Source organism: Novosphingobium sp. TH158, from assembly GCF_002855555.1.
Taxonomy (GTDB): Bacteria; Pseudomonadota; Alphaproteobacteria; order Sphingomonadales; family Sphingomonadaceae; genus Novosphingobium.
On the sequence record NZ_PKRT01000001.1, the window covers coordinates 2,547,409 to 2,560,647 of the forward strand.

General features: G+C 67.2%; 16 protein-coding genes. 1 reads left to right on the top strand and 15 read right to left on the bottom strand.

Annotated features, from left to right (window positions below):
• Positions 1–8: 8 nt before the first annotated feature.
• Positions 9–1,175: an acyl-CoA dehydrogenase family protein gene (locus C0V78_RS12560; protein WP_101798020.1), complete on the bottom strand. Its 1,167-nt coding sequence runs from the start codon at positions 1,173–1,175 to the stop codon at positions 9–11.
• 135 nt (positions 1,176–1,310) lie between these two features.
• Here C0V78_RS12560 and C0V78_RS12565 point away from each other — a divergent pair, with 135 nt between their 5' ends.
• On the top strand, positions 1,311–2,465 hold the full coding sequence (locus C0V78_RS12565) for a CaiB/BaiF CoA-transferase family protein (protein ID WP_101798021.1): 1,155 nt from the start codon (positions 1,311–1,313) through the stop codon (positions 2,463–2,465).
• Positions 2,466–2,477: 12 nt separating this feature from the next.
• Here the strand turns inward: C0V78_RS12565 and C0V78_RS12570 are convergent, their stop codons facing one another.
• The 14 genes from C0V78_RS12570 to C0V78_RS12635 all read right to left on the bottom strand — a co-directional run bounded on the left by C0V78_RS12570 (position 2,478) and on the right by C0V78_RS12635 (position 13,220).
• Positions 2,478–3,077 (bottom strand): response regulator transcription factor, encoded by a 600-nt coding sequence (locus tag C0V78_RS12570; RefSeq protein WP_101798022.1) that lies wholly within the window; start codon positions 3,075–3,077, stop codon positions 2,478–2,480.
• A gap of 201 nt (positions 3,078–3,278) precedes the next feature.
• On the bottom strand, positions 3,279–3,668 hold the full coding sequence (locus C0V78_RS12575; RefSeq protein WP_254049915.1) for a flagellar protein FliS: 390 nt from the start codon (positions 3,666–3,668) through the stop codon (positions 3,279–3,281).
• Positions 3,669–3,672: 4 nt separating this feature from the next.
• The gene (gene fliD / locus C0V78_RS12580) at positions 3,673–5,109 is read right to left on the bottom strand and encodes a flagellar filament capping protein FliD (RefSeq protein WP_101798023.1); all 1,437 of its coding nucleotides are present in this window, start codon (positions 5,107–5,109) and stop codon (positions 3,673–3,675) included.
• Between the two features lie 42 nt (positions 5,110–5,151).
• Positions 5,152–6,288, bottom strand: a complete 1,137-nt coding sequence (locus tag C0V78_RS12585; protein ID WP_101798024.1) for a flagellar biosynthesis protein FlhB — start codon at positions 6,286–6,288, stop codon at positions 5,152–5,154.
• Complete coding sequence (fliR, locus tag C0V78_RS12590) at positions 6,285–7,067, bottom strand: flagellar biosynthetic protein FliR (RefSeq protein WP_101798025.1); 783 nt, start codon at positions 7,065–7,067, stop codon at positions 6,285–6,287. The genes C0V78_RS12585 and fliR overlap by 4 nt, the downstream gene beginning before the upstream one ends.
• Positions 7,064–7,336, bottom strand: coding sequence for a flagellar biosynthetic protein FliQ (locus C0V78_RS12595; protein ID WP_101798026.1), 273 nt, complete (start codon positions 7,334–7,336; stop codon positions 7,064–7,066). Before C0V78_RS12595 ends, fliR begins: the two co-directional genes overlap by 4 nt.
• 6 nt (positions 7,337–7,342) lie before the next feature.
• The gene (fliP, locus tag C0V78_RS12600; RefSeq protein ID WP_101798027.1) at positions 7,343–8,074 is read right to left on the bottom strand and encodes a flagellar type III secretion system pore protein FliP; all 732 of its coding nucleotides are present in this window, start codon (positions 8,072–8,074) and stop codon (positions 7,343–7,345) included.
• On the bottom strand, positions 8,071–8,340 hold the full coding sequence (locus tag C0V78_RS12605; protein ID WP_101798028.1) for a flagellar biosynthetic protein FliO: 270 nt from the start codon (positions 8,338–8,340) through the stop codon (positions 8,071–8,073). Before C0V78_RS12605 ends, fliP begins: the two co-directional genes overlap by 4 nt.
• A 3-nt stretch (positions 8,341–8,343) precedes the next feature.
• Positions 8,344–8,598, bottom strand: coding sequence for a flagellar motor switch protein FliN (fliN, locus tag C0V78_RS12610; protein ID WP_101798029.1), 255 nt, complete (start codon positions 8,596–8,598; stop codon positions 8,344–8,346).
• A gap of 18 nt (positions 8,599–8,616) precedes the next feature.
• A complete protein-coding gene (locus C0V78_RS12615; RefSeq protein WP_101798030.1) occupies positions 8,617–9,513 on the bottom strand; it encodes a FliM/FliN family flagellar motor switch protein in 897 nt (298 codons plus the stop codon).
• Positions 9,513–10,106 (bottom strand): flagellar basal body-associated protein FliL, encoded by a 594-nt coding sequence (gene fliL, locus C0V78_RS12620; RefSeq protein ID WP_101798031.1) that lies wholly within the window; start codon positions 10,104–10,106, stop codon positions 9,513–9,515. Before fliL ends, C0V78_RS12615 begins: the two co-directional genes overlap by 1 nt.
• Positions 10,107–10,132: 26 nt before the next feature.
• Complete coding sequence (locus C0V78_RS12625) at positions 10,133–11,476, bottom strand: hypothetical protein (protein WP_101798032.1); 1,344 nt, start codon at positions 11,474–11,476, stop codon at positions 10,133–10,135.
• Between the two features lie 33 nt (positions 11,477–11,509).
• Complete coding sequence (locus C0V78_RS12630) at positions 11,510–11,941, bottom strand: hypothetical protein (protein WP_144039895.1); 432 nt, start codon at positions 11,939–11,941, stop codon at positions 11,510–11,512.
• Positions 11,925–13,220: a FliI/YscN family ATPase gene (locus C0V78_RS12635; protein ID WP_101798366.1), complete on the bottom strand. Its 1,296-nt coding sequence runs from the start codon at positions 13,218–13,220 to the stop codon at positions 11,925–11,927. The genes C0V78_RS12630 and C0V78_RS12635 overlap by 17 nt, the downstream gene beginning before the upstream one ends.
• Positions 13,221–13,239: the final 19 nt, after the last annotated feature.

Here is a 13,239-nt window from a genome sequence, read left to right on the forward strand (position 1 = left end):
CTGTTCGCTCAATACGATTTCGGCAGGTCGAGCACGCGCTCGGCGATGAAGTTCATGATCTGGTGCGGGCTGACCGGCGCGATGCGCGGGATCATCACTTCGCGCAGGTAACGCTCGACGTGATACTCCTGGGCATAGCCCATGCCGCCCATCGACATGACTGCGGTCTGGCAAGCCTCGTAGCCCGCTTCTGCCGCGAGGAACTTGGCGGAGTTCGCTTCCACGCCGCAATCCTCGCCCTTGTCGAACAGGGTACCGGCCTTCCACACCATCAGTTCGGCGGCGGCCAGCTGCATCCAGGCCTTGGCCAGCGGGTGCTGGATGCCCTGATTCTGGCCGATCGGGCGGCCGAACACGATGCGTTCCTGCGCGTACTTGGAGGCGCGGGCGATTGCCGCCTTGCCAAGTCCGATGGCTTCTGCCCCCAGCAGCACGCGTTCCGGGTTGAGGCCCTGGAGCAGGATCTTGAATCCCTGTCCCTCGGCCCCGATGCGGTCTTCCTCGGGCACGAACAGGTCGGTGATGAACAGCATGTTCGATCCCACCGCGTGGCGGCCCATCTTCGGGATGATCCGCGCCTCGACCTTTTCGCGGTCGATCTTCGTGTAGAAAAGGGTCAGCCCTTCCGTCTTCTTCTTGACGTCTTCCAGCGCGGTCGTGCGGGCGATGATCAGCATGTAGTCCGCCACGTGGGCGTTGGTGATCCAGATTTTTTCGCCGTTGAGCAGGTAGCCGCCGTCAACCTTGGTGGCGCGGGTCTTGAGGCTGGTGGTATCCAGCCCGGTGTTGGGCTCGGTCACCGCAAAGCACATCTTCTTCTCGCCGGACAGGATCGGCGGGATCATGCGCTGCTGCTGTTCCTCGGTGCCGAACAGGATCACCGGTTCAAGTCCGAATACCGGGCCGTGGATCGTCGATGCCGCAGCCATGCCACCGCCCGATTCCGCCACGGCCTGCAGCATGATCGCCGCCTCGGTGATGCCCAGGCCCGCACCGCCGACGCTTTCCGGCATGGCGATGCCCAGCCAGCCGGCTTCGGCCATGGCCTTGTGGAACTCGTGCGGCCATTCTCCCGACCTGTCCTTTTCAAGCCAGTATTCGTCGGTGAACTGCGAGCAATGCTGCAACACGGCTTCGCGAATGTTCCGCTGGTCTTCGGTGAACGAGAAATCCAAGGCGCTGACTCCATCTGCCGGCGTTTAGGGGATGCGGCAGCGGCTAGCAGCGAGCCGGCTGGCCGACAACCGATCCGGCCTGATATCGGCACGGCGAATGGATTTAAAGCGCAGGCTGGGCTAGCCGCTCTGGCCATGAGCGATCCAAAGGCAAAGTCCGGCCCCCTTGCCGGCATCCGCGTCGTCGACCTGACCAGCGTGGTCTTCGGACCCTATGCAACCCAGGTCATGGCAGACATGGGTGCGGACGTGATCAAGGTGGAAGGGCCGGAGGGCGACAACACGCGCTGGATTTCCGCCGGGCCGGAAACCGGGATGGGCGGCATCCACGTCAACGTCAATCGCGGCAAGCGCAGCCTGATGCTCAACCTGCGTGACGAGGCGGACAAGGAAGTGCTGCGCCGCCTGATCGCCACTGCAGACGTGTTCATCCATTCGATGCGGGGCAAGGCCATCGCGCGGCTGGGCTTTGACTATGCGGCGGTCAAGGCGCTGCGCCCCGACATCGTCTACGTCAATTGCTATGGCTATTCGCGGCGCGGGCCAGAGGCGGACCAGCCGGCCTATGACGATACCATCCAGGCCGAATGCGGCATCACCCATGTGCAGCAGCTGATCAATGGCGAGCCAGGCTTTGTCGGCACGATCATGGCCGACAAGGTGGCCGGGCTCCACGCGCTTTACGCCGCGCTCATGGCGCTGTTCCACCGCGAACGGACCGGCGAGGGGCAGGAAGTGGAAGTGACGATGTTCGAGGCGATGACCTCGTTCATGCTGGTCGAACATGCCAACGGGCGGCTGTTCGATCCGCCGCTTGGCCCGGCGAACTATCACCGTGCGGTGGAGCGCAATCGCCGCCCCTACAAGACCCGCGACGGCTATGTCGCCGCGCTGGTCTATAACGACAAGCACTGGAACGCCTTTATCGAGGCGGTGCAGCCGGAATGGAACTCGCCCGAGTTCGCCACGCTGGAACTGCGCGCCAAGCAGATCGGGCGGGTCTACGGCCTGCTGGGCGAAACCTTCCTGACGCGCACCACGCAGGAATGGATGGACCTGCTGCGCCAGCTCAACATCCCGGTGGCGCGCCTGCGCTCAACCGACGAACTGTTCGAGAACGAGCACCTGAACGCCGTGGGCTTCTTCGAAGAGGTCGAGAGCCCCTATGGCAAGCTGACCTATCCGGGCGTGCCGGCATGGTTCGGTGCGACGCCGGGCCGGGTTGCCGGTCCTGCGCCGCGCCTGGGCGAACACAATGATGAACTGAAGGCGGAACTCGGGCTCGATTGAGACGCGCCGGGATCAGTTGATCAGCGATGCCTCGATAGCGATGCGGATCGCTTCGCTGGTGTGATTGGCGCCCATCTTGTTCAGCATGTTCGCGCGGTGGATTTCGACCGTGCGCGGAGAGATGGACAGCTTTTCACCGATCATGCGGTTGGAAAGGCCATCGGCGACACCGGCCAGAACTTCGCGTTCGCGCCGGGTCAGCCGCTCGATGCGGCTGCGTGCGACGGCTTCGCGCAGGCGGGCTCCCGACATGGCGGCAGCGCGGCTTTCGGCCAGCGTGGCGCTGTCTACCAGCGTCTGCGCATCGAAGGGCCAGGAAAGGTAATCGACCGCGCCCTGCAGCACCGCCTCGACAATGCGGCGGGCATCCGGCGCTTCGGCAAAGGCGACGATCGGCAGCCAGTTGCCGGTGCTGCCCATGTGATCGAGCAAGGGGGCGATGGCCTGCCCGTCGTCATGCACCAGGACGATCCCCTCGCGCGGGTTGCGGGCGACGAATTCGCCGGCATCCTCGAACGGTTCGACGTGCAGCGCCGAGCCGGAAAGGCAGTGCGAGATGGCGGCACGACGGCGAAGATCGCTGTCAACGAGCAGAATGGAAGTGCGTGTCATAGGACAAATTCTTACCGGATCGCGCTTAGGGGTTAAGACTGAGACACGTCCGTTTTGGCATCCGGTTATGTCCAAAATGACGAGAAATTCGATGAATATTCATCGGCTTAGAAATAGGTGCATTCCCTTATGGTCCGTGCGGCAGGCACGGCTTTTGCCGCCCCGGACGACGGCGCGGTTAACCTTGTTGGTTAGCAAGTCTCAGTGCGGCGTGGCGGTTCCCGTCATGGCGCGAAGGATGTCGATGTAGTCCTGCCGGATCGTCGCAATGGCCCCGGCATCGAAGGCCAGGACGCTGTCGAGCACCGACTTGCGGGTTGCCTCGTAGAGGTGCCGCAGGGCCCAGGTGATCTCGCCCTCGCCGCTGATGCCCAGCTGCAGCGCGGTGAGCGAGGAGAGCGCGCGCGTCAGGCTTTCGCTCTTGCGCTGGTTGTCGCCCGCCTCGGCGGCATGCAGCGCGGTGCCAAGCGCGCCGATCAGCTGCTCATAACACAGCGAAACCAGCTGGCGCGGGTCCGAGCCGCCGATCCGGGCATCGAGTTCGACCCGGCGATAGGCATCCTGGGGAGTGTTTCGGGCAAGCAATGTCATGGCATCAGTTCTTCGAATTCCACGCATCGATCTGGTTCTTCAGGAACGAGAGCGTGGACTTGGAGGCGCCGACCCCGGCATTCATCCGGGCAAAGCGAGTGATCAGCTGGCTGCGCAGTTCTTCCTGCCTCTCGGCAAGGTCGGTCTGGTCCGCCTTCAGCTTGGTGGCCTGCGCGGTGTAGCGCGCGATCGAGCCGCCCAGCGATCCCGGGTCGGAGGTCGAGGTCGCCCGGCGGGCAAGCGCGTCGAAGCTGGCGAACACGCCGTAAAGCCCGTTGGTGAACATGGCGGCCACGCCCTGCGGATCGGCGGTGAGCATCGCATTGAGCCGGCCGGTGTCGAGCTTGAACGTGCCGTCGCGCTGGATCGAAAGGCCGATTTCGGCGAGCGTCTTCGGCTCGTTCCCGGTCGCGCCCGGCATGATCACCTGCGTGCCGAACTGCGCCAGCGAGCGCTTGAGGCCGCGCGCACCGGCATCCTGCGCCAGCTCTCCGGTCTGCGGATTGGTCGCCTGGTTAAGCGCCGCGACCACTTCGTTGAAGGCGCCCACCAGCTCCTGCATGGCGGAACGGATGGCGGCGGCCGGATCGGCAAAGCTGAGCTGCGTGGGGCTGCCGGTGTTCGTGGCCGTAAGCTTGAGGTTCAGGCCCGGAATGGCATCGGTAACGGTGTTGCTTTTTGCCGTCATCGCCAGCCCGTCGATCCTGAAGGCGGCATCGCCGGCCGCGGCCTTGAGCCGCGTGGCATCGCCTGCCGGCGTCCAGGCCAGGTTCGCCAACCCTTCCTCTCCCGGTGTCTCCGTGGCTTCGAGGACGAAGCCGTTGGCCGCGCCCTCCTGGCCCTTGAGCACCAGCTGCGCGCCAGCCGCCGTATTGGCGACGAAGGCGGCAACGCCGGCATTGGCAGCGTTGATCGCGCCTGCGACATCGGCCAGCGTCGCGCCGGTCGGGATGGTGACGGTAACCGGCGTGTGGGCCGTGTCCTCGGTAAAGCCGGAGCCTGCAACGGTGCCGAACCGCAAGGTCAGGCTGCCCGCGCCAACCGGGGCAGTTGCCGCAGGATAGGCCGGGCTGGCGAGCGTCTGCGCCGAGGCGAGCGTCGTCACTTCGAGCGAGAACGTGCCGCGCGGGCGGGCCGTGCCGGAAAGCGTCGGCTTGGCGACCGCGCCGTTCGCCAGCGTCGGCTGGGGCGAGAGGTCTCCGGTGCGGACGCGTTCGCCGAGCGAGGCGGACAGGTTGACCAGCATCGACTTGAGCGAGGAAGCGGCGGAGATGTTCGCCTGCAACCGCTCGGACTGGACCGTCAGCCGGTCGCTCTTGGCCGCGAACTGGGCATTGGCGAGCGTCTCGGCCAGCGCCGCCATGTCCACGCCGCTGCCCCCGCCAAGCGCGGTGATGAGCTGGCTGGTCGCCGATGCGGTGGTGGAGGAAGTGGTCGCCATGCCGCTAAGGACGGTTACGGAAGGGCCCGGTTAAGGGGTCACTCAGGCCGTGGCCGGATCAAGCCGGCCTTCGGCGTCGAAACGCAGCGCGACCGGCACCTCGATGGCAGGCGCGCGGGGGCTCTCGCCGCGCTTCAGGGCAAGGACGAAGGCAAGCACGGCAGCGACCGCGCCGTACAGCTCCTCGCGGATCACCTGGTTCTCGCGCGTGGTGTAATAGACCGAGCGGGCGAGCGAGGGGTATTCTAGGCAGGGCAATTCCAGTTCGGCGGCCAGTTCGCGCATGGCCAGCGCCTTTTCCCCGCGCCCCTTGGCCAGGACGATCGGGGCCGAAGCCTTGAGCGGATCATAGGCCATGGCCACCGAGAAGTGCGTCGGGTTGGTGATGACGAACTGCGCCTCCTTCATCGCCCGGGCCACGCCGCCGCGCGCCAGCTGGCGCTGTTTCTGGCGGATCGCCGCCTTCTTTTCGGGGCTGCCTTCCTGCTCCTTGTGCTCATCGCGCAGGTCCTGGTGGCTCATCTTCAGGCGGGACAGGCGGCGCAGCCACTGGATCGGGAAGTCGATCAGGGCGATGACCGCCAGACCGGCCGAAAGCGCGAAGAGCAGCGAGGTGAGCGCGGCCCAGCCCGCCGCGATCTGTCCGGAAAGCGGCATGGCGGGCAGCGCCGCGATCTCGCCCCAGTGGGCCCGTGCCCAGAACCAGGTGATGGCGCAGAGCAGCAGCGCCTTGGCCACCGACTTGCCCAGCTCGATCAGCGCCTGCAGGCCGAACATGCGTTTCAGGCCGCTCAGCGGGTTGATCCGCGATGCCTTGGGGGCAAGGTTGCCCATCAGCCAGCGACCCTCGCCAAAGCCGAGTTGCGAGACGATCGAGGCGATGATGACGACCGCTCCCAGCACCAGCACGGGGGGAGTCACCGCCAGCAGGGCCGATGTCATCAGCCTGCCGGGCTCGAAACTGCCGACATCCGCGCGCGTGAAGGTCAGGCCCGATGAAAGCCCGGTCGCCAGCTTGTCGAACAGCCATGGCCCGGCAAAGGCCAGCCATGCCGCTCCGGCCAGTGCCGCCGCCGCCGTCGCCAGTTCGCGGCTGCGCAGGACATCGCCCTTGCGGGCAGCGTCCTTTTTGCGCTTCTGGGTTGGGGCCTGGGTCTTTTCGCCGGCGCTTTCGCTCATCGTGCGATGACCTTTTCGGCGTGGGCCAGAGCATCGGCGGTGAGCGCGGCCATGGCGTCGGGCAGCAGCTGGGCGGAAAGGATCAGCGCGCCGATCCCGGCCAGCACGCCCGCCGGCAGGCCAAGCGCGAACAGGTTGAGCGAAGGCGCGGAGCGGCTGAGCATGCCGGCAGCAAGCTGGACCAGCAGCAGGATCAGCGTCACCGGCAAGGCAATGGCCAAGGCGGTAAGCAGCATGGTTGCCGCATAGCCGCCCACCATGGCGATGCGGTCCGGCCCCAGCCAGGTCTGGCCGGGGGGAAAGGTCTCATAGCTTTTCAGCACCAGGTCGATGAACAGGAGGTGCCCGCCGAGCGCGAGGAAGACGAGCGTGAGGACGACCGAGTAATACTGCCCCAGCGCCGGGGAGTGGGCGCCCGTGTTGGGATCGGCGGCCGTGGCGATCGACATGCCCATACCGGCGCCGACCAGTTCGGCGGCAATCACCGGCGCGGCAAAGGCGATCTGCAGCACCATGCCCAGCGACAGCCCGATCAGCACCTCGCCGGCGACAGCCAGCATCCCGGCAAGCGAGAGCAGCTGGGCCGGAGCCTGCACCGGCAGCCAGTTGCACACCAGGATGCCGATGGCACCGGTCACGATGACGCGCACCTGCATGGGCACGCTGGATGCACCGAAGAAGGGGGCGGCGAGCAGGGCCGCGCCCACCCGGGTCATGATGAACATCCAGCGCCAGAATTCGGCCTCTACCGCACCGAACCCGAAGGTAAGCTGCATCATCGGCCAAGCCGCCCGATCTCTTCGAAGATGTCGCCAAGGAAATCGGCGACAAGCCCCATCATGGATGCGCCCATCACCACCAGGACCAGGGCGATCACCACCAGCTTGGGAACGAAGGTCAGCGTCTGCTCGGAAACCGAGGTCGCCGCCTGGACGATGCCGATGACCAGGCCGACAGCCAGACTGGCGAGCAGCACCGGTGCGGCGACCAGCGCGGTAACCCACAGCATCCGGTCAGCCAGCGCAAGGAGGGAGGAAGCCTCGTCCATCGCGCGCTATCCGAAGCTGGCCGCAAGGCTGCCCATCAGCAGGGCCCAGCCATCAACCAGCACGAACAGCAGCAGCTTGAAGGGCAGGGAGACCACGGTCGGGCTCATCATCATCATGCCCAGGCTCATCAGCACCGACGAGACCACCAGGTCGATGACGAGGAAGGGCAGGAACAGCATGAAGCCGATCTGGAAGGCAGTCTTGAGCTCGCTGGTAACGAAGGCCGGCAGCAGGATCGACCATGGCACGTCATTGGGCGAGGCGAACTTGGGCGCCTTGGCCATGTCGGCAAACATGGCCAGATCGTGCTCGCGCGTCTGGCGCAGCATGAACTGGCGGAATTCGCCGCCCGCTGCGGTGATTGCCTGTTCGGCATTGATCGTGCCCGCCGAATAGGGGGCAATGGCATTGGCGTTCACCTTTTCCAGCGTCGGCGCCATGATGAACAGCGAAAGGAACAGCGAAAGGCCAACCAGCACCTGGTTGGGCGGGCTCTGCTGCAACCCCAGCGCCTGCCGCAGGATGCCCATGACGACGAGCACGCGGGTGAAGCTCGTCATCATCAGGATCAGGCTGGGCAGGATCGTAAGCAGCCCCATCAGCAGCAGCAGCTGGAGCGAGAGGCTCATGCCGCTCGGCTGGCCACCGTTGATCGAGGTGAAGGCCCGGTCGATCGCGCCGGGAATGGCCGTCGGCGCCTGCGCGGCGGCGGTGGCGAGCAGGTCGATCATGCTCATTCGCCCGACTCCGGCACAGGGACTTCGGCAAGGCGGACAAGGCCGTTGCGCGATGCGGAAACGAGGATCTGGCGGCCGTGGAATTCCAGCACGGCCAGCTTGAGCGTGGGCGAAAGCATGGTGGTTTCAACCACCCGCACCGAACGCGCGCCCTGCTGCGGGCCGCCGTACCGGGCCTGCATCTTCTGCATCAGCTTCAGGCTGCCCCAGATCAGTGCGCCGATCAGCGGCAGCAGGACGATCAGCTTGACGACGTACCACAGCACGGCTCAGCCCTCCGATCCGGCCAGCTCGACGATGCGCAGGCCGAAGCGGTTGTTCTCCGCCACGATCTCGCCCCGCGCGATCAGCTTGCCGTTGACCATGACGTCGAGCAGCTCGTCGGTCAGCCGGTCGAGCATGACCACGCTTTCCTCGCCAAGCGAGAGCACGTCCTTCAGTTTCATTTCGGTGCGGCCCAGTTCGACGGAAAGGCGCACGTCGACGTCTTTCAGCAGGTCGAAACTGCGGGGCTGGGCTGTCATGGAAGCAGATCCTCTTCTTCAGGCGAATGACTGGGTGATGCGCAGGGCGACGCGATCGTCGGCCTCGCCGACCATGCCCGTGGCGATGACCTTGCCCGCCACCTTGAGCGGCACCTGCCGCGCGACGGCGACGGGCAGGACCTGTCCGGGGGTGAGCGCGGCGAGCGTCGCCATCGACATGCGCATGTCGACAAGCACGGCGGAAAGTTCGAGCGGCAGGTCGGCAAAGGGCGCCTCGGCCGGATCGGCCCGGCCGCGCACGCGGGGCGGCGGGGCAGCGCTCTTTTCGTCGAACAGTGCGGGCAGGTGGGCTTCCAGCAAAGCGACGTGGAGCGGCCAGGGCTCGCGGCCTTCCTCGAAGACCTCAAGCTTCATCGCGGCCAGCGGCGCGCCATCGGGGAAAGGGGCCAGCGCGCCAAGCGAGCCGTCGCGACGCAGTACGTTGATCGCATCCGCCGGCAGGTTCAGCGCGGCGGCAAGGCTGTTTGCCACCAGCGCTTCGACGCGGCGGATCATCAGGTCGGCAGACAGGGGGAAGCGCGGCGGCAGGTTGCCGCGCAGCTCGCCCCGTCCGCCAAAAGTGCGGTCGACCAGTCCGAGCACGGCGGAGGCCTGCACGGAAACGAGCAGCGGCACGCCGGCATGGCCGATCGAGAACAGCGTATTGGCGGCGAGCGGGCCAACCTCGGCACCGAACATCAGGTCATCGTCCTGCCGCGCGGCATGGGCCTTCACGCGCAGCGCCTCGCAGCCGTGCAGCGGGGCCAGCGCCGGGGCAAGGGTGCGGGCCATGGCCTCGCCCATGGTGCCCAGGCGCGGCATCAGGTCTCCCACCGGGGCTACCACGCCGCGCAGCAGCTCGGGGCAATGCTGCGCCGCGACCCGCTCGGCAACAAAGGCGCGTTCGGGCTTCATTACTGCACGATCATCGAGCGGAAGTAGACGGCATCGACGCCGCCGAAGCCTTCGGTATCGGTCAGCACCTTGTTGATCGCGGCGGTCAGGCGCTTCTGCAGCCGGTCCTTGCCCTCGATCGAATAGACGTCTTCCTCCGGCGTATCGGCCAGGACTTCCAGCAGGCGGCTGCGGATTGCCAGTTCGTGCTTCTTCAGCCACATCAGCACCCGGCCGTCGCGGCGGGTGGAGCAGGCCAGGCTTACCTGGACCAGCGCCTCGGAATTCTTGAGGTTCGAGGTGAAGTCCTCGGAGAAGGTGTAATAGCTGGTGCGGTATTCGCTGCCGCCATCGCCTTCCACTTCGGCAGCGCCGCCTTCGCCCTCCTTGCCGCCTTCCTTCTTGGGGGCATAGGGGTCTTCCTCGCCCTTCTTCACCAGCTTGGGCTTGTTGTCTTCCTTGACCTCTTCCTTGTGGCCAAGCAGCCCGGCGACCATGGCGCCATAAACGCCCCCGCCGCCGACGGCGAGGAGCGCCACCGGCAGGATCAGCTTCTTGACGAGCCCCCCCTTCTTCTTGGCGGGCTTGGCATCGGTTGCAGCTTCAGTACTCATGGTTCAGCGTTCCTCGGTCGGATCGGTCAGGCGAAAATGCCGCGCCGGCGCTCGGCCGGGGGCTGGTCGGATGGGGCCGCGCGGTCATTGCGCGCAGCGGTGCCGCGCTGGTCAGCGCCGGCATTCTGGCGGGCGGAGGACTGGCCCTGCCCGCTGGTGAAGGAGAAGCCGCTATCGCCCTGCCGCGAAGGCTGGCCGCTGCTGCTGCCGGTCGTTTCTGCCCCGGCGCTTGCTGGCGGGACCAATGCGGCTGCCTCGACAGCGCGGGCGAACTCCGGGTCCGGACTGGCAAGCGTGACGTTGAGGCCCGAGGCATCGGGCGCGAACGACAGCGAGACCTTGCCGAACTGCGCATGATCGAGCGAAACCTTGACTGCCGCCGGTGCCACCGCCTCGCGCGCGGCGACGAGGCGATCGACCAACTGGGCAAAGTCCACCGGCGTTTCGCTGCGGTTCGCGGCAGGAACTGGCGCGGCTTCGGGTGCAGGCTGGAACGCCGCCGGGGCGAGGTTCACCGAAACCGATGGCTGCTGTGCGGGTGCAGGCGCGGCGGTGCGCTGCTCGGGCCGGGCGGCGCTTGCAGCGGCTGCGGGCTCAGAGACCTGCACTGCCTCGGCGGGTTCCAGCGCCATGCGCGCGGACAGGATTGCGGCCGGTAGCGGCGCAGGCTGCTGCGGCCCGGTTTCCGGCTTGGCCGGCTGCGCGGGTGCAGCCGGGACCGGCTGGTGGAGTGCGACCGGGGCGCGCTCCGCCTCGCCGCGCCGGGTGCGAACCTGGACCGGTGCGGGCGCAAGCGGAGGCAGTGCGGGTTGTGCCGACACGACCGGCAGGGTGCCAGCGGCAGGATCGGCTGCGTCCGCCGGCTCTTCATCGGTAACGACCGGTTCGGCGGTTTCTGACGGCCTGCCGCTCTCTTCCGCATGTGCGGCGGCGCGGGCCGCGCGCATGGGGCGTGCCAGGGCAATCACCGGGGCGGGCGAGGATGGCATCTGCCCCGCCACCGGCTCGGAACCGGATGCGGCGTCCACTTCTCCCAAAGAAACCTCAAGCCTGGTCGAGATTGCTGCCGAAGGTGCAGCCTTTCCGGCAACCGGGCTATCTGCCGATGCTGCGGCAACCGGCGGCAACACAACCGGCAAGGTATTGCCGCTTGCCGGCAATACGGAGAGTGTCGGGGGCGGGCTGGAGGCAGCCAGCGCCATACTCCCACCAACGCCCGACTGGGGCACCGCCGCAACGGGGCTTTCGATTTCCAGCGCCAGAAGTCCAGCAAATCCGCCAGTCTCCTCGCTCGCCACGGCTGGCCCAGCGCGCATTTCGGGCATGGCGCCGCCAAGTGGCAGAAGCGACGGCGCGGCCTGATCGATCATTGAAACTGCTCCCCGGTTGCGGTTCGTCAGTGACTATTCAAGACCCGTGCCAGATTGCCTGCGGGCACCTTGCGGGGTGTGGCTGTCGCGCTGGCCAAGCGCCGTTGCCTCGCTTTTTGCACGGTCTTCCACCGCCTGCCGGCGGCGCTCGGCCTCGGCCAGGTGGGCCAGCTTGGCATCGGCATGGGACCGGGCGCGCAGGGCATCGGCGCGGGTCGCCTCGCCCACGCCGGACAGTCCGCTGCGAAAGCGCGAGAGGTTTTGCAGTGCCGCGCCGTCCGCCACGTCGATGCGCGCGGCATAATCGCCCAGCAATTGCCCGGTCCGGGTGGCGAGGGCTTCCAGCTGGGCGAGGGTCGATTCCGCCTTGGCAGCCTCGCGCGCGGCCGCCTGCTTGGCGACGGCGCGGACCTTTTCGAGCCGTTGCAGCCGCAACAGCCGGCGCGGATCAGCCCGGTTCGCCAAGCAGCGCCTCCAGCGCGGCGATCGACGGGCCCAGCGGCACGACCTCGCCCTGTTCCTGGCAAAGGAAGCCGCGCAGCGCGTCCTGCATGGCGATGGCCCGGTCGAGCAGGGCATCGGCCCCGGCGCGATAGGCGCCCATCAGCACAAGGTCGCGATTGGCCTCGTAACTGGCTGTCAGGGCGCGGAAGGTGCGGGCGTGCCGCTGGTGCAGCGGCGTGACGATGTCAGACATCACGCGGCTGAGCGAGGCGCCGACATCGATGGCGGGATATTGCCCGCGCTGGGCAAGGTCGCGGCTCAGCACCACGTGGCCGTCAAGGATCGACCGGGCCGTATCGACCACCGGGTCGTCCTGGTTGTCGCCATCGGCCAGCACGGTGTAAAGCCCCGTGACCGAGCCGCCGCTCGCGGCCGAATTGCCGGCGCGTTCGACCAGCTTGGTGATCGTGGCCAGCGCCGATGGGGGATAGCCGCGCGCGGCACCGGGCTCGCCCAGCAGCAGCGCGATCTCGCGCGCGGCATGGGCAACGCGGGTCAGGCTGTCCATGATCAGCAGCACCTTGCGGCCCTGGGCGCGGAAATGTTCGGCCAGGCTGGTGGCGAGCATGGCACCGCGCAGCCGCAGGTTGGGGGCATGATCGGCCGGCACCGCGATAACGGCGGTGCGCGCGCGCTTTTCTCCCGCCATGTGGCGCTCGACGAAGTCCGAAACTTCGCGCGCACGTTCGCCGATCAGGCCGACGATGACGATCTCCGCCTCCGCGCCAGTGGCGATCATGTCGAGCAGCACCGACTTGCCGACGCCCGAACCGGCCATCACGCCGATGCGCTGGCCTACGCCGAAAGTGGTCAGCGCGTTGAGCGCCCGTACGCCGGTGTCGAAGGTTTCACGCACGGGCGAGCGATCGAGCGCCGACGCGCGCACTCCGCCGGCGGGCCATTCGTGGCGCGAGTGGATCGGCCCCATACCATCAATCGGATGGCCCTCGCCATCGACTGCCCGGCCGAGATAGGCCTCGCCGACATGGAGCATCCCCGGCCGTCCCTCGGGCCGCACCTTGGCGCCGGGGCGGAGCATCACCGTATCGCCAAGCAGCATGGCCAGCGTGCGGCCGTTGCGAAAGCCGATCACTTCGGCGAGCGGTTCCCCGCGGCCATGTGCCACCCGGCAAAGCGCACCGACCGGGACGGAAAGGCCGGAAACCTCGATCAGCCCGCCATCGCAGGCGGCGACAAGGCCATAGCGGTGCGGCGTGAAATCGGGCTGGGCGGCGGCCATGCCATCGAGCAGCGTAGCA